The sequence below is a fragment of the Dietzia sp. SL131 genome, assembly GCF_026672565.1.
Lineage (GTDB): Bacteria > Actinomycetota > Actinomycetes > Mycobacteriales > Mycobacteriaceae > Dietzia > Dietzia kunjamensis.
This window is the reverse complement of the sequence record NZ_JAPPRI010000003.1, coordinates 2,113,387-2,128,169: the sequence shown is the minus strand read 5'-3', so window position 1 is coordinate 2,128,169 and position 14,783 is coordinate 2,113,387. Positions and strand designations below refer to the sequence as shown.

The following is a 14,783-nucleotide window of genomic DNA, read 5'->3' as shown; positions in this document are numbered from 1 at the left end:
ACCATCCGACAACGGGGACGGTCGGGGAGCAGACCTACCGCACGACGAAAGAGAAACGCCACATGGCACGTCTAGCCGGCGTTGATCTCCCGCGCGACAAGCGCATGGAGATCGCGCTCACCTACATTTTCGGCATCGGTCGCACCCGGTCGCTGGAGATCCTGGGGCGCACGGGCATCAGCCCGGATCTGCGCACCAAGGACCTCACCGACGAGCAGTTGACCGTCCTTCGTGACGACATCGAGGGCAACTACAAGGTGGAGGGTGACCTCCGCCGCGAGGTCCAGGGCGACATCCGCCGGAAGATCGAGATCGGTAGCTACCAGGGCCTGCGCCACCGCCGTGGCCTGCCGGTCCGTGGACAGCGCACCAAGACCAACGCCCGTACCCGTAAGGGTCCGAAGAAGACCGTCGCCGGAAAGAAGAAGTAATGCCCCCCAAGTCACGCGCTGCGGGCCCCAAGAAGACGGGCCGTCGCAAGGAAAAGAAGAACGTGCCCCTGGGCCAGGCCCACATCAAGAGCACGTTCAACAACACGATCGTCTCGATCACCGACCCGTCCGGTGGCGTCCTCGCATGGGCGTCCTCCGGCCACGTCGGCTTCAAGGGCTCGCGCAAGTCGACGCCCTTCGCCGCCCAGCTCGCCGCCGAGAACGCGGCCCGCAAGGCGCAGGAACACGGCGTCAAGAAGGTCGACGTGTTCGTCAAGGGCCCCGGCTCGGGACGTGAGACCGCGATCCGCTCGCTCCAGGCCGCCGGCCTCGAGGTGGGCACGATCTCCGATGTCACCCCCCAGCCCCACAACGGCTGTCGTCCGCCCAAGCGGCGTCGAGTCTGAGCCGGAAGGAACGCACTAAATCATGGCACGTTACACCGGCCCCGTCACCCGCAAGTCCCGCCGTCTGGGCGTGGACCTCGTGGGTGGAGACACCGCATTCGAGCGTCGGCCCTTCCCGCCCGGTCACCACGGCCGCGCGCGGATCAAGGAGTCCGAGTACCGCACCCAGCTGCAGGAGAAGCAGAAGGCCCGCTTCACCTACGGCGTGATGGAGAAGCAGTTCCGTCGTTACTACGAGGAGGCGAACCGCCGCGCCGGCAAGACCGGTGAGAACCTCCTGCAGATCCTCGAGTCGCGACTGGACAACGTCGTGTACCGCGCGGGTCTCGCGCGGACGCGTCGCCAGGCCCGTCAGCTCGTGGCCCACGGTCACTTCCTGGTCAACGACCAGAAGGTCACCATCCCGAGCTACCGGGTCTCGCAGTACGACATCGTCGACGTCCGTCCCAAGTCCACCAAGATGGACTGGTTCGAGATCGCCCAGGAGACCCTCGGCGAGCGTCCCGTCCCGGCGTGGCTGCAGGTCGTCCCGACGACCCTGCGGGTCCTCGTCCACCAGCTCCCCGAGCGCGCGCAGATCGATGTGCCGCTGCAGGAGCAGTTGATCGTCGAGCTCTACTCGAAGTGATCTGTCCCCCCTCGTCGCCGGGCGGGCCGCACACCGCGGCCCGCCCGGCGACGGTGGGTTCCCACGGCGTCAAATAGCGGGCGTCGAGAATCGAAAGAGGTAGCACATGCTCATCTCCCAGCGGCCCACCCTCACCGAGGAGGTCGTCTCCGAGAACCGCTCGCGGTTCGTGCTCGAGCCCCTCGAGCCCGGTTTCGGCTACACCATCGGCAACTCGCTGCGGCGCACGCTGCTGTCGTCCATCCCGGGCGCGGCCGTGACCAGCATCCGCATCGAGGGCGTCCTGCACGAGTTCACCACCGTGCCTGGCGTGAAGGAGGATGTCACCGACATCATCCTCAACCTCAAGGGCCTGGTCGTCTCGTCCGTCGAGGACGAGCCGGTCACCATGTACCTCAAGAAGCAGGGTCCGGGAGCCGTCACCGCCGGTGACATCGTCCCGCCCTCCGGCGTCGAGGTGCACAACCCGGACCTGCACATCGCCACCCTCAACGAGAAGGGTCGGCTGGAGATCGAGCTGGTCGTCGAGCGTGGCCGCGGCTACGTTCCCGCCGGGCTCAACAAGGACGCGGGCCACGAGATCGGCCGGATCCCGGTCGACTCGATCTACTCGCCCGTGCTCAAGGTGACCTACAAGGTCGAGGCCACCCGTGTGCACCAGCGCACCGACTTCGACCGTCTGGTCCTGGACGTCGAGACCAAGAACTCGATGACCGCCCGGGACGCCCTGGCGTCCGCCGGCAAGACCCTCGTCGAGCTCTTCGGCCTCGCCCGTGAGCTCAACGACGAGGCGGAGGGCATCGAGATCGGGCCGAGCCCGGCCGAGGCCGACCACATCGCCGCCTACGGTATGCCGATCGACGACCTGGACCTGTCGGTCCGGTCCTACAACTGCCTCAAGCGCGAGGGCGTCCACACCGTGGGCGAGCTCGTGGCCCGCAGTGAGTCGGACCTGCTCGACATCCGGAACTTCGGACAGAAGTCGATCGACGAGGTCAAGGTCAAGCTCGTGGAGCTCGGCCTGTCCCTCAAGGACGCGCCCCCCGGATTCGATCCCGCCTCGGTCGCCGGCTACGACGCCGAGACCGGCACGTGGACCGACGAGGGCGGCGAGGATTACGCCGAGACCGAGCAGCTCTGACGAGCGCCCGGAACACCATTCCTAGGAGAATCTGATGCCCAAGCCCAAGAAGGGCGCCCGCCTCGGCGGATCCGCCGCCCACCAGCGGCTCATCCTCTCGAACCTGGCCACCCAGCTGTTCGAGCACGACGCGATCCGCACCACGGAGACCAAGGCGAAGCTGCTGCGCCCCTACGCGGAGAAGCTCATCACCAAGGCGCGTCGTGGCACGCTGGCCGACCGTCGTGAGGCCGCCAAGGTCATCCGCGACAAGGACGTCCTGCACAAGCTGTTCGCCGAGATCGGCCCCCGGGTCGCGAACCGCGATGGTGGCTACACCCGGATCGTCAAGCTCGAGAACCGCAAGGGCGACAACGCGCCCATGGCGATGATCGCGCTCGTCACCGAGGAGCTCGCCTCCGCCGAGGCCTCGCGCGCCACCCGCGCCGCGGCGTCCAAGGCGGCCACCGCGCCGGCCGCGGCCCCCGCGGAGTCCACCGACGACGTCACGGCCGAGGCCGAGGCCAACAGCCCGATCGCCGATCAGGTCGAGGCCGCCGACGACGCACAGGTCGACGCCGCGGAAGAGACCGCCGAGGCCGTGTCCGAGGACACCACGCACGCCGAGGGCGAGGACGCCGACAAGGCCTGATCGCCAGCATCGGATCACGCCGTCAGGGCCCCGCCACCGCATCACGCGGTGGCGGGGCCCTCGTCGTCGATCCGGGGTGGCCGCGTGGGAGCGACGCGTGGGATCGGCGCGTGGGATCGGGATTCCAGGCGCGGGCGCACAGGCGCGGTGGGGTCAGAGTCTGTCTGCCACCGCCGCGGCCATCGCGCGCTGGCCGGCCGCGGTCGGGTGCATCGGATGCGAGCCGGTCTCCGCACCGGTGAAGCTGGTGTACCGCTCGTCCGCCGGGGCGCAGGCGTGGCGTTCCCCGGCGTCGTCGGGGACGACGATCTCGGCGCCGGCCCGGACGGCCGCGTCGGTCACCGCGCTGTTGACCCGGTCGGTGACGGCCCGCGTCCAGGTGACGTCGCCGGGGCTGACGCGTTCGGTGAAGTCGCAGCCGCCGTCCGGCGGTACGAGTGGCATGTACGCGGTCACCACGATGCGGGCCGCGGGGGACCGCTCCCGGATCCCGGCGTGGACCGCGTCGAGACGGGCCCCGAGCCCCTCGAGTGACGACGAGACCCCCGCGTCCAACCGCTCGCGACACGGCGCCCCGTCGGTGGCCCTGGGCGTCTGCACCACGCACCCGGCGATCGCGCCGAACCCGATGTCGTTGCCGCCGATGGAGAGCGTCACCAGGTCGGTGTCCGCGGTGAGGGCATCGAACTGCGGTGGTGTCTGCGCGATCTGGGGCACCGTCATGTCCACGGTCCTCGCGCCGCCACACGTGACGTCCACGAACTCGGCGACGTCCAGCTGCTCGGCGAGCACCGACGGGTAGTTGAGCGACGAACGCAGGCACCCCGCCGGCCCGCTCGTGGGGGCGCCGGTCGGGCCCAGGGCGGCGAACGAGTCGCCCAGCGCCACGTATCTCCCGATCGCCGGCCCGGCCTCGCTGGCGGTGTCGGTACTTGTGGTGTCGGTGGTGGTGGTGCCGGTGGCGGCGGCACCGGCCGCGGCGGGCGGGGCCTCGTCGTCGTCGCCGGGGGCACAGGAGGACAGGGCGAGGGCGACGGCCGCGCCGACGGCGAGGAGCGCGGCGCGGTAAGGGGACGGGGACGGGGACGTGGACATGGTCCCCATCGTGCCGGAACGGCCCGCGGCGGGCGGTGTGGCGGGCACGCGCGGCGGTGGTCTAGCGTCTGTAGGCCGTGAGCATTCGCCAGATCCGCCTGGACGTCGCCTACGACGGCACCGATTTCTCCGGCTGGGCGCGCCAGCCCGGGCTGAGGACCGTGTGCGGGGTGCTCGAGGCCGAACTCGCGAAGATCCTGCGCAATCCCGTCGTCCTCACGGTCGCCGGTCGCACCGACGCCGGGGTGCACGCGCGAGCGCAGGTGTGCCATCTCGACGTGGACCCGCAGTGGTTGGACCAGCGCTCGCTGGAGGGACGCCCCGAGGCGCTCGTGCGTCGGCTCGCGCGGCTACTGCCGGCGGACATCGCGGTGATGGACGCCCGGTGGGTCCCGGACGCGTTCGACGCCCGGTTCTCCGCGCTGCGCCGGCACTACGAGTACCGCCTCACCACGGCGCCGTGGGGGCCCGAGCCGACCCGCGCCCGCGACACCGCCGCCTGGCAGCGCGGCGCCGACCTCGACGCGGTCCGCGACGCGTCCGAACGGCTGCTGGGGCTACACGACTTCGCTGCGTTCTGCCGTCGCCGGGAGGGCGCCACCACCATCCGTGAGCTGCAACGCTTCGACTGGCGTGCCGAGCCGGACCCGCGCGGCGAGGACGCGCCGGGGGCCGCCGAGGTGTGGACGGCGTCGGTGAGTGCGGACGCGTTCTGCTGGTCGATGGTGCGCAGCCTCGTGGGCGCCGTGATGGCCGTGGGGGAGGGCCGGCGCAGCCCCGACTGGATCAGCGGGCTGCTCACCGAGACCGAGCGGTCATCCGCGGTTCCGGTCGCGCCGGCGTGCGGACTCGCCCTGGTGGGGGTGGACTACCCGGCTGACGACGACCTGGCGGCGCGCAACCTCGTCACCCGCGAGGTGCGGCCGGGGCTGGGCGGGGCGGCGGGCACCGATGACGGAGCCGGGCCGGGCGCGGCGTCCGGGACGGGGTCCGGCGCGGGCTGCTGTGGGGACTAGACCGGCGCCGCGTCGAGGATCGGGCCCAGGGCGAACAGCATGACCATCGACCACGCCACGTGGGTGATCGCCGGGCCCAGCACTCCGCCGGTGGCCCGCCGCTGGACGGCGGTGACCAGTCCCAGGATGACGGCCGCGAGGACGAGGAGTGGGATCCCCGCGGTGGCGGTGACGGTCGCGTAGATCACCGTCGTCGTGAGGATGGGCCGCAGGTTGGCGACGGCCGAGTACACGGCGCCGCGGTGGAAGCACTCCTCGGCGACGCCGTTGACCGCGGTGAGGAGTGCCACCAGGACGAGGTTGCCCACGGTGGCGTGGTCGAGCAGGGCGTCGACGGGGTCGCGCAGCGGCTCGATCCTCGCCACCACGAGCCCGCCGAGGCAGAACACCACGGCGAGCGCGGCGGCGGTGAGCACCGACGACAGGACGGGCCGGCGGGGCCGGTACGGTTCGCAGCCCACCCGGATCGGTCCGGAGGCGAACGCCCCGCCCAGCCACACCGCGGCCAGCAGTGCGGTGGCGGGGTAGAACATGGCGTCGCCGGCGGGTATCCGTAGCGCCCACGCGTTCACCGCCGCGCCGACGACGAGGGTGACGACGACGACGAGGACACGCCTCCGACCCGGCCGCGAGGGCGCGGTGTCCATCTCGCCCGATCGCAGCGCCCGCAGGTACCGGTGGGTGGGCGAGGCGGGCACCTCTCGCTGGTCGCTCATCGCCCGCCGCGCACACGCCCGATGGTGGGCGGGCGGACGCCGGCCCAGTCGGCGTCCGAGGGCAGCAGGCGCGCGGGATCGTCCAGCGGGTCGGCCCCGTCCCACAGCGGCGGGCGAGCCGGGCCGTGGGGGACCCGCAGGGCCTCGCGCAGCGCGTCCCGGTAGCTGGTCCGGCCGCCGGGCGGGGGTCCGAGCACCTCGTCGGCATCGTCGACCAGCACCACGGCCTCGCAGCGCAGCGACTCCACCAGGGGCTTGGCCAGGCCGGGCTCGAGCGGGGTGACCAGTCCCATCCACAGGGAGGACAGCTTGGGCGTGAGGACGGGGACCGGGACCATGAGGCGGCGACGCAGGCCGGCCTCCTCGGCGTAGATCTGCATCATCTGGCCGTACGTCAGCACGTCCGGGCCGCCCACGTCGATGGCCCGTCCGCGGGCGAGGTCGCCCTCCAGGGGCACCGTGGTGGCCGCGGCGAGGTAGTGCACCACATCGCGCACGGCGATGGGTTGGATCCGGTTGCTGACCCACTTGGGCGTGACCATCCCCGGCAGCCGGGTGGTGAGGTGGCGGATCATCTCGAACGAGGCGGAGCCCGACCCGATCACCACCCCGGCCTGGATCACGAGCGCGGGAACGGTGGACTCCAGCATGATCCGGGCGACGTCGGCTCGGGAGCGCAGGTGCGGGGAGAGGTCCGTCTCGTCCTCCGGGTGGAGGCCGGACAGGTGGACGATGCGCTCGATGCCCGCCTCCTCGGCGGCCCGGACGAACGCCTCGGTGGTCTCGCGCTCCTCCCGCTCGAAGTCCTTGGAGTCACCCATCGAGTGCACGAGGTGACAGGCGACGTCGACGTCGCGCAGGGCGGAGCGCAGCGCGTCGGCGTCCCCGAGGCCGCCGGAGTGGATGGTCACCTCGTCGCGCCACGGCACGTCGTCGAGGCGCTTCGGCGTCCGGGCCAGCACGGATACCTCGGCGCCGTCGGCCAGTAGCCGGGGAACGAGACGCGACCCGATGTACCCGGTCGCGCCGATCACGAGCACCCGCGGGCCGCTCCGGCCGTCGTGGCCGGGACGGAGCTGCGGGCCGGGCCGCCGCGTCGGCTCCGTGCCCTCGGGCTTACCGGAGGAGAGCCGGGCCAGATCATGTGGGGTGGTCATACCCACGACACTGCCAGCGTGGGCGCGCAGGCGCACCCGCTTCAGGCCCCGGGAGTGCCCGCTCGGCACCCGGCGGGTGTGTCGGCGCGGGCACGATCGTCGGGTTATCCGGATACTGGGGTGGAGACATGTTCACGAGGACCGCGGTGACGGGAGGAGAACAGATGGCGATTCGAGCGGCGCGACCCCGGCAGCTCTCGCGGTCGCTGGACTTCTCCGGCGTCCGTGTCGAGACGGCCCGGCTGCGGTCGGACCGGGCCGTGACCACCTTCTGGCGATGGTGGGCCGAGGGCGGCAGGCGCCGCGCGACGGCAGCGCTCGACTCGGGTGACGCCCGCCGGGTGGTTCCGGAGATCACCTCGCTCATCGAGGCCATCGACCCGCGACTGTCGTGGGAGTTCGTCCCGGCTCGTGAGGGCGGACCGCACCGCCTCACCGTTACCGCGGCCGGGGTCCCCGAGCTGCGTGGTGCCGCGCGCCGGTGGCTGGCGGCGGCGCCGGACGCCGATGAGTCGTGGTCCTTCGCCGACCTGCGCGAGCCCGTGCGGGGCTGCGCGATGTACTTCCGGGACCACCGGCTGGATTTCGACCAGGCGGAGGTGGTGGTGGACCTGGGCCTGTCCCGCGCCGACGTCACCGTGCACCACCCGGCGTTCACCGGGCTGTCCGGCGCGGACCTGGGGATCGCCGCATACCTGCTGCTGGACGCGCTGTGCGGAGAGGAGCAGGTGGAGACCTGGGTCGGACTGATCCGGGCCAACGCCACCGCGCCCGGCATCGAGGCGGTCCCGCTCTGGGAACTGCCGGAGATCCTCTGCGAGCTCGCGGCGGACAACACCGATGAGCTGGGCGACCCGGCGTGGCAGATCCTCCACGGGGAGACGGGCCGCGGACCGCTCGTGGCCGTGGTCCGGGTCCCGCTGGTCGCGCTGTCGGCGCCGGAGTTCGACCGCCACGTCGCGGTCCACGTCCCGTATACGGATGTAGAGGACGGCGGGTTGCCCGGGTCCCTGTCCCTGCCGGGCCTACGGGACCTGGAGGACCACCTGGTCGAGCGCCTTGAGGGCAACGGGGAATGCGTCGGAGCGGAGAGCTGCGACGGCCGTCGCCTCCTGCACTTCTACGTGGACTCCACCACCCCGGCGCACGAGCAGCTGCGGGTGGCCGCGTCCGGGTGGGACCAGGGCGAGGTGTCCGTCACCGTCACCGATGATCCGGGGTGGCGGAAGGTGCAGCACCTGAGGGTGTGAGACCGTCTGTCGCGCTACCGTCCGGTGACGCGAGCGGCCCGACGAACGGGTCCTCGCCCGGCCCCGCCACGACCGAGACGCGGCGGGGTTCGCCGTCCCGCGGCTCCACGGAGATCCACCCGTCGATCCGACCGTCCAGGACGAGATCGGGTGTCGCGGCGGCCGAGGACAGGCGGCTGGTGCCGCGCAGCTCCCAGTCGGCGTCCACCCGGATGACGGTGGGCGGGGTGACATCCGGGCCGCCCGGCCCGGCGAGCGCGTCGATCCTGCCCTCCGTCAGCGGGCCGTCGACGTCCCACATCACGGCGTCGACAGGGGCACCCACGTCGGAGGAATCGGGGTCGACGATCCGGTAGCGGGTCTCGTCACCGATCGCGGTCAGCGGGCTCCACCGGTCGGGGACATCGGTCACCACGGCCACCCGGTACCCGGCCGCGACCGCGCGGAACGCGACCTGCCGGCAGACGGCGGGCCGGGCGGCGAGCAGCACCGACCGCAGGTGGGGGCCGGCGAGCTGGATGGCGGCTGCGGCGCCGGTGCGGGTCGCGCCGAGGATCTGGCCGCAGCCGTGGGCGGGCGGAGCGAGGTCGGAGAGATCGTCGACCGCCCGCCGGGCGAGGGATCCGGCGATCGCATCGGGCAGGGTCTCGCCGGGTACGGGCGACACCCGCCCCGACGCAAGCGGGTGGCAGGCGGCGGTGGCGGTCGGCGGGATCCCACCCGCCACCCCCGCTCCGACACCCCGGCCAGGCCCACCGTGGTGACCATGTCCACCACGTCGTCGCGCCCCTCCACCCGTCGCAACCGGACGACCTCGGTGAGGCGGGCCGCCCGGACGGCGGTGAGCCCGTCGATCACGGCCCGTGGATCCGCCGACGGCCGGACCACCAGCCCCGTCCCGGGCCCCGGGTCGGCCTCGGCGTCCAGGTAGACCTCGGCGAGCTCGGCGGCGTCGAGGACGCGGCACGGCACCCCGTGGTGGACCAGTGCGCGCCGCAGCCGCTCCGTGGCCACCGCGACCACCTGCTCCAGCAAGGCGCCCGCTCCCGCGGTCCACGAGGCAGAACCCGTCCCCGTCGCCAGCCGGGCCAGATCGAACCGCACCAGGAGGTGCACGCGCCGGTGCGAGATCAGAGCCAGCGGCCCGACCAGGGAGTCGTAGACCTCGCCGTCGTCGCCGTCCGCCGCACGGCGACCGTCGACCACCACGTCGATCCCCTCCAGGACCACCCCACCCTGGTCGAGTTGTCGCGCCACGACGGCCAGGGGCAGGCGGACGCCGCGGTGGTCGGCCGGGTCGTCGTGCCCCACCTCGGTGGCCACGAGCGCGCCAGCCGAGATCTCGACGGCCGTGGTGACGACCCGGTCACCCTCGACGCACCCAACGGTCGATCGGTCGGGGGCGACGAGGTCCACCACGTCCACGGACCGCCGCCGCGGGGCCCGCTCGCGCGCCACCAGTGGCCGCCCAGCGCGCCGCGCGGTGATCACGGCGGCCACCAGCGCGGCCACGAGGAACTGCACCCATGGTTGCCAGGACGGCGGACACACCACGGTGAGCACGAGTGTCGTGAGGAGGACGGCCGACAGTCCCGCGAAGGTCGGAACCGCCGTCATATCCCCGCCCCTCCGCGACGCCCGCGACACCCCGGCCGCGCCCGGTCGGCGGCCTCGGAAGACCGGCCACGGGGGCCGGATCGTGGCGTACCCTACCCCCGGTGCCCCCGGTCGCGGTGGTGTCACATCAGGGGAGGGAGCCGGGGCCGTGCCGCTCAAGCCGACGACAAGGGCGCAGGTGGACGGGCATCGTTTCCTCACCCGCCGGGCCCGACACGCCGTGGTCGCCCGCGATGTCCGGATGCTGCACGACCCCCTCAAACGCCAGACCACCGGGCTGACGGTGGGTGTGGTCGGCGCCGTGATCGGGGTCGCCGGGGCCGCCGTTCTGGCGCTGCTCGACCCCGCCCCGGACGTCGACGCCACGACGATCATGGTGGGGCGGGACTCCGGGCAGATGTACGTCCGCGCCGGCGAGACCGTCCACCCCGTCCACAACCTCGCGTCGGCGCGGCTCGTGCTGGGTGAGCCCGCCGAGCCCCGCACCGTGCGCGACGCCGACGTCGCGGGAACGCAGCGGGGCGGACTGCTCGGCATCCCCGGGGCACCGTCCGCGTTGCCCGCCCACCGCGACGCCGGTGCGGCGGCCGCCGTGTCGTGGACGGTGTGTGACGAGGTGGCCGACGCCGAGCGTGGGCGCCCGCGCGTCTCTGCCACGAGCATCGTCGCCCGCGAGGATGCCGGGCCGGGCCGGGACACGGGCGCCGACGAGGTCGTGTTGGCCGATCAGGACGGGACCGGCTGGCTGTTGCGCGACGGCACCCGCGCGCGGATCGATCTGGAGGACGGGGACCTGCTGTCGATCCTCGGCCTGGCCGGGGTCGACCCGCGCCCGGTCACGGCGGCGCTGGTGGATCCGCTGCCCGAGGTCGACCCGGTGCGTCGCCCGGTGATCGACATGGCCGGTGAGCCGGTGGACTACGGCCTGGACGGGCTCCGGATCGGGCAGGTGTTCACCGTCGACACGGCCACCGGCACGCGCACCCACGTGGCTCTGGCGGACGGGGTACAGGAGGTGGGGCCCGTGCTGGCGGACGTCATCCGGTCGACGTCGACGGTCGGGTCGGTCGTCAGGGTGCCGCCGGACCGAATGGGTGTGCCGAGGTCGGTCGCGCTGGACACCGAGGCGTTCCCGGGCCGGCGCCCGACGGTGTTGGACACCGCCGGCTCACCGGTGCTGTGCGTCCGCGACGGGGGCAGCAGGGACTCCGCCACGCGTCGCGTCACGCTCGTGGCGGGGGCGACCGCCCCGGGCCCGGGCGACGTGCGGGAGGTGGCCGGGGCCGACGGGGGCGGGCCCGCGGTGGACGCGGTGGGAATCCCGGGTGGCGGGCTACTGGTGGCGGCGACGGGCCGCGGCACGACCACACGCAGTGCCGTGACGACCATCGTCTCCGACACCGGCGTGAGGTTCGACGTCCCCGACGCCCCGACCGCCGCCATGCTGGGACTGGGCGGGACGCCGGTGCCGGTGGACGGGGGTGTCCTCGACCGGCTCCCGGCCGGGCCGCGCCTGGATCGCGGGGCGGCGCTGGTCGCTCGCGACGGTGTCGACGCGGAGGTCGTGGGACAGGCCACCGCGGCCGGGTGACCCGCGGGGTCAGGCCCGGGTGTCCCGGTCGTCGCGGGGCCGGAGTAGGACGACGACGAGGGCGATCGTTCCCAGAGCGAGAGAACCCGCCGCCACGGCCGCGCCGACGCCGGCACCCGGAGGGCCCGGCTCGGCCGGGGGTGCGGCGATCGCGGTGGTCGCGGGCGCGGGGCGTCCGATCCTGCGAACCCCCGTCACCGCCGCCACGGGGTCGACCACTCCGTGCCCCACCGCGAAGTCGTGCCCGCCGGCGGCGGGGATCGCGGTGTTCTCGATCCGCGCGATCACCTGGCGTGCCGTGAGCCCGGGGTGGGCCTGCCGGACCAACGCGGCGGTGCCGGCGACGAACGGCGCGGCGAAGCTGGTCCCGGTGACGGGCGTGCGCGACCCGTCCCCGGCCACCACGACGTCGGACACCCCGGCCCCGTCCGCACCGACGGACCGCAGGCCCACTGCCGGCGCGGCGACGTCCACCCACGGGCCGCGCAGGGAGAAGTCGGCGGGGGCGCCGTCGGCGTCGACGCCGGCGACGGTGAGGACGTGCTCGTCGTACCAGGCGGGGGAGGCGACGGTGACCACGTCGCCCCAGCCGTCGTCGCCCGGAACCGAGGGGTCGGCGGCACCGGGGTTCTGGTCCCCGCACGCGTCGCCGACGTTGCCGGCGGCGGCGACCAGCACCACGTCGTGGTCCACGGCGGCATAGCGGATCGCGCCGCCGAGGGTCGCGTCGGCGAGCACCGTGCCGGCCGGCACGCACGCCACCTCGGAGATGTTGATGACGTCCGCGCCCGCATCGACGGCGGCCCGGATCGCGCGGGCCAGGGAGGACAGCGTGCCGACCCCGGCACCGACGGTCGGGCCGTCCGGTCCGCGGCTCCGGTCACGGGCCTCGGGGCGCAGAACGCTGCTGGACTGGCGGATGGAGACGATCTCGACCCCGGGCGCGACCCCCGAGTGTCCGGTCTCGTCCTCGGTGGCGGCGAGCACTCCCGCCACCAGGGTGCCGTGTGCGTCGCAGTCCTCGGTGCCGTCGCGACCGGGGACCACGTCGCCGACGCCCCGTACCCGGGGCAGGCGTGGACCGGGGTTGACGCCGGTGTCGATCACGGCCACGACCTGCCCCTCGCCGCGGCCGTGGATCCAGGCCCCGCCCAGCTCGGCCGCCGTGGCGGACGGGGGCGACACCCCGGGATCGAGGAAGGCCGCGGTGGTCCGGCAGGGGCCGTCCAGGCGCAGGGGGCCGGCGTCGAGCCCGGTGGCCGCCGGGACCGGTCCATCGATCGCCGGGGGCTCCAGTGCGGCCGCGACGGGCGCCCCGGAGAGCTGCCCGGCGAGGACGGCGACCAGCAGTACGGCGGCGGCCCCGGGCGCGGCTGCACTGTGCGCGGCGCGGGACCCGGGCCCGCCCCCGCTCGTGTCGGAGGTGCGTCGGATCCTCATCGCTGCCGGACGAGCGAGTAGACCTCCATCGCGCCCACGGCGAGGGGGACGACCACGCAGATCCCGATCGCCTCGATCACGCCCACGGCCCGCAGGGCGGCGGGCGAGAGGTCGACGTGGGGTACCACCGAGGCGGCCACCACGACCGCCGCCGCCACCGCGACGGCCGCCGGCACCACCACGCCCACCGGGGACGCGACGGTGATCCCCGCGCCCACCAGTACCCCGGCGGTGAGGACGAGCGCGGACGCGAGCAGCACGGCGGTGTGTACGCGGTCCGCGTAGCCGAGGCCGCGCAGCACCAGGACGACGATGAGGACCAATGCGAGCGGTGCCGCCCAGCGGGTCGCACCGGCGTTCCCGGTCAGGGACGTGAGCGACCCGATGGTGCAGACCGCCCCCGCCGCCGCCAGCAGGCCGGTGAGCCATGAGCGCGAGGTGTGGAACCGGTGCCGCAGCACGTCCGGGGTCGGCAGGGGCCCGCCGGCCCGGCCCCGCACGTCGTGGTCGATCTCCTCGAGGTCCCCGGCCTCGACGTCCTCGCCGGGGGCGGGCACGGGCGGGATGGGGATCCGGGCGGCCCAGACCGCGATCCGCGGCGCGGCGGTGAGCAACACGAGCGCGACGAGGACGGCCCCGGCTCCCGCCGCCGCGGCCGGGACGCGGGTCGTGGCGACCACCGTCGAGCCGACCGCCCCGGCCGCCAGTGAGACGGCCGCGGCCAGGTAACCGGCGCCCGTGGCGTACGTGTGCGGACCCGGGCGGAACACGGTCCACCGGAGGACGCCCGCGAGGACCGCTCCGGCGGTCAGCCCGCCCACGAGGTGGCCGGCCCCGCCGGGCGGGCCCCCGACGGTGGCGCCGGCCAGCACGGTGAACCCGACCGCGCACGCCCCCGCGACCGCGTGGGCCGCGCCGGGCGCCGGGGTGCGGCGCAGAGCCACCACGGCCGCCAGGCCGAGCAGGGCGGCCAGGAGCGCGACCAGGGGGACCGCGGGCCCGCCTCCGGTCGTCCACTGGCGCACCAACGCCACCGTGGCCGCCGCCGCCGCCACCGCCGCCGTCGCGGTCGCGGTGGTGACCGCGTCGCGCCGGTCCCAGGTGGGGGAGCGAGCCACGTCCGGTTCGGTGAGACCCTGCAGGACGTCGTCGAAGAGCGGCGCCGGCGTGGGGACGGGGCGGTGGTCGAGGACGAGGATCTCCCCGTCGTGCACCCGCTGCTGCGCGAGCGTCTCCGAGACCGCCAGGGGCCCGCCGGCGAGTCGGGAGAGCTGCCAGGACCCGCCGGTGTCACCGCCCATCCGGGCGTCGACATCGACGCCGGAGGCCGGACCGGCGACCGCGCGGATGTGCTCCCGGATCAGGTCCACGACCTCCGGGATCACCGCGACCAATGCGAGGTGGGCGGGCAGACTCAGGTCCACCCGGGTGGAACGGCACACGATCGACACCCGACGCTGGTCCAGGGGATCGACGCCCGCCGCGACCTCCCGGATCCCACTACGTTGCGACACTCCAGATCCTCCCGATCCCGCCCGGATGGTGTCCCCGCCAGGACGTGTACTGCCCTAACATCGCCTTCCGATACGCCGATATTGTCGGGTCGGACGGGCGCTCGTGGGGACGCCATCTCCCGGCGGCGGGGTCACACCCGGCGGGAGCG

General features: G+C 73.9%; 15 protein-coding genes. 8 read left to right on the top strand and 7 right to left on the bottom strand.

All coding sequences use genetic code 11. The features are described 5' to 3' along the window. Window positions 1-62 precede the first annotated feature (62 nt). The 5 genes from rpsM to rplQ all read left to right on the top strand — a co-directional run bounded on the left by rpsM (window position 63) and on the right by rplQ (window position 3,238). Window positions 63-431, top strand: a complete 369-nt coding sequence (gene rpsM, locus OVA21_RS10815) for a 30S ribosomal protein S13 (protein WP_067716635.1) — start codon at window positions 63-65, stop codon at window positions 429-431. Then, window positions 431-838, top strand: a complete 408-nt coding sequence (rpsK, locus tag OVA21_RS10810; RefSeq protein WP_067716633.1) for a 30S ribosomal protein S11 — start codon at window positions 431-433, stop codon at window positions 836-838. Before rpsM ends, rpsK begins: the two co-directional genes overlap by 1 nt. A 22-nt stretch (window positions 839-860) precedes the next feature. Next, the gene (gene rpsD, locus OVA21_RS10805) at window positions 861-1,466 is read left to right on the top strand and encodes a 30S ribosomal protein S4 (RefSeq protein ID WP_067716630.1); all 606 of its coding nucleotides are present in this window, start codon (window positions 861-863) and stop codon (window positions 1,464-1,466) included. Window positions 1,467-1,572: 106 nt separating this feature from the next. Next, window positions 1,573-2,607 carry a DNA-directed RNA polymerase subunit alpha gene (locus OVA21_RS10800; RefSeq protein WP_067716627.1) on the top strand — a complete coding sequence of 345 codons (1,035 nt, stop codon included), beginning with the start codon at window positions 1,573-1,575 and terminating at the stop codon, window positions 2,605-2,607. A gap of 34 nt (window positions 2,608-2,641) precedes the next feature. After that, window positions 2,642-3,238, top strand: coding sequence for a 50S ribosomal protein L17 (gene rplQ / locus OVA21_RS10795; protein WP_067716624.1), 597 nt, complete (start codon window positions 2,642-2,644; stop codon window positions 3,236-3,238). A gap of 153 nt (window positions 3,239-3,391) precedes the next feature. Here the strand turns inward: rplQ and OVA21_RS10790 are convergent, their stop codons facing one another. Continuing rightward, window positions 3,392-4,333, bottom strand: a complete 942-nt coding sequence (locus OVA21_RS10790) for an SGNH/GDSL hydrolase family protein (protein WP_096907065.1) — start codon at window positions 4,331-4,333, stop codon at window positions 3,392-3,394. A 77-nt stretch (window positions 4,334-4,410) separates the two neighbouring features. Between OVA21_RS10790 and truA the strand changes: the two genes are divergently transcribed. Beyond that, window positions 4,411-5,349 (top strand): tRNA pseudouridine(38-40) synthase TruA, encoded by a 939-nt coding sequence (gene truA / locus OVA21_RS10785; protein ID WP_268092408.1) that lies wholly within the window; start codon window positions 4,411-4,413, stop codon window positions 5,347-5,349. Here the strand turns inward: truA and OVA21_RS10780 are convergent. Continuing rightward, window positions 5,346-6,065 (bottom strand): CPBP family intramembrane glutamic endopeptidase, encoded by a 720-nt coding sequence (locus tag OVA21_RS10780; RefSeq protein ID WP_227022047.1) that lies wholly within the window; start codon window positions 6,063-6,065, stop codon window positions 5,346-5,348. The genes truA and OVA21_RS10780 overlap by 4 nt on opposite strands. Then, window positions 6,062-7,222, bottom strand: a complete 1,161-nt coding sequence (locus OVA21_RS10775) for an NAD(P)H-binding protein (protein ID WP_268092406.1) — start codon at window positions 7,220-7,222, stop codon at window positions 6,062-6,064. The genes OVA21_RS10780 and OVA21_RS10775 overlap by 4 nt, the downstream gene beginning before the upstream one ends. Before the next feature lie 164 nt (window positions 7,223-7,386). Between OVA21_RS10775 and OVA21_RS10770 the strand changes: the two genes are divergently transcribed. Beyond that, window positions 7,387-8,472: a DUF695 domain-containing protein gene (locus OVA21_RS10770; protein ID WP_096907068.1), complete on the top strand. Its 1,086-nt coding sequence runs from the start codon at window positions 7,387-7,389 to the stop codon at window positions 8,470-8,472. Here OVA21_RS10770 and OVA21_RS10765 read toward each other — a convergent pair. Together OVA21_RS10765 and OVA21_RS10760 are read right to left on the bottom strand one after the other, a co-directional pair. Continuing rightward, window positions 8,426-8,884: a hypothetical protein gene (locus OVA21_RS10765; protein ID WP_268092405.1), complete on the bottom strand. Its 459-nt coding sequence runs from the start codon at window positions 8,882-8,884 to the stop codon at window positions 8,426-8,428. The two genes, OVA21_RS10770 and OVA21_RS10765, sit on opposite strands and share 47 nt — an antisense overlap. Continuing rightward, window positions 8,881-10,089 (bottom strand): type VII secretion protein EccE, encoded by a 1,209-nt coding sequence (locus tag OVA21_RS10760; RefSeq protein WP_268092404.1) that lies wholly within the window; start codon window positions 10,087-10,089, stop codon window positions 8,881-8,883. Before OVA21_RS10760 ends, OVA21_RS10765 begins: the two co-directional genes overlap by 4 nt. Before the next feature lie 148 nt (window positions 10,090-10,237). Here OVA21_RS10760 and eccB point away from each other — a divergent pair, with 148 nt between their 5' ends. Next, window positions 10,238-11,680, top strand: a complete 1,443-nt coding sequence (gene eccB / locus OVA21_RS10755; protein WP_268092403.1) for a type VII secretion protein EccB — start codon at window positions 10,238-10,240, stop codon at window positions 11,678-11,680. 9 nt (window positions 11,681-11,689) lie between these two features. On the opposite strand, the gene mycP is transcribed toward eccB, so the two are convergent. Both mycP and eccD read right to left on the bottom strand, forming a co-directional pair. Continuing rightward, window positions 11,690-13,120: a type VII secretion-associated serine protease mycosin gene (mycP, locus tag OVA21_RS10750; protein ID WP_268092402.1), complete on the bottom strand. Its 1,431-nt coding sequence runs from the start codon at window positions 13,118-13,120 to the stop codon at window positions 11,690-11,692. Then, window positions 13,117-14,634 (bottom strand): type VII secretion integral membrane protein EccD, encoded by a 1,518-nt coding sequence (eccD, locus tag OVA21_RS10745; RefSeq protein ID WP_067716606.1) that lies wholly within the window; start codon window positions 14,632-14,634, stop codon window positions 13,117-13,119. The genes mycP and eccD overlap by 4 nt, the downstream gene beginning before the upstream one ends. Window positions 14,635-14,783 lie beyond the last annotated feature (149 nt).

What these genes read in the sequence shown, in the direction of transcription:
- OVA21_RS10800 (WP_067716627.1), top strand. Translation starts at nt 1,573, where the DNA reads ATGCTCATCTCCCAGCGGCCCACCCTCACCGAGGAGGTCGTCTCCGAG.
- rpsD (WP_067716630.1), top strand. Translation starts at nt 861, where the DNA reads ATGGCACGTTACACCGGCCCCGTCACCCGCAAGTCCCGCCGTCTGGGC.
- OVA21_RS10775 (WP_268092406.1), bottom strand. Translation starts at nt 7,222, where the DNA reads ATGACCACCCCACATGATCTGGCCCGGCTCTCCTCCGGTAAGCCCGAG.
- OVA21_RS10790 (WP_096907065.1), bottom strand. Translation starts at nt 4,333, where the DNA reads ATGTCCACGTCCCCGTCCCCGTCCCCTTACCGCGCCGCGCTCCTCGCC.
- rplQ (WP_067716624.1), top strand. Translation starts at nt 2,642, where the DNA reads ATGCCCAAGCCCAAGAAGGGCGCCCGCCTCGGCGGATCCGCCGCCCAC.
- rpsM (WP_067716635.1), top strand. Translation starts at nt 63, where the DNA reads ATGGCACGTCTAGCCGGCGTTGATCTCCCGCGCGACAAGCGCATGGAG.
- OVA21_RS10760 (WP_268092404.1), bottom strand. Translation starts at nt 10,089, where the DNA reads ATGACGGCGGTTCCGACCTTCGCGGGACTGTCGGCCGTCCTCCTCACG.
- OVA21_RS10770 (WP_096907068.1), top strand. Translation starts at nt 7,387, where the DNA reads ATGGCGATTCGAGCGGCGCGACCCCGGCAGCTCTCGCGGTCGCTGGAC.
- mycP (WP_268092402.1), bottom strand. Translation starts at nt 13,120, where the DNA reads ATGAGGATCCGACGCACCTCCGACACGAGCGGGGGCGGGCCCGGGTCC.
- rpsK (WP_067716633.1), top strand. Translation starts at nt 431, where the DNA reads ATGCCCCCCAAGTCACGCGCTGCGGGCCCCAAGAAGACGGGCCGTCGC.
- OVA21_RS10780 (WP_227022047.1), bottom strand. Translation starts at nt 6,065, where the DNA reads ATGAGCGACCAGCGAGAGGTGCCCGCCTCGCCCACCCACCGGTACCTG.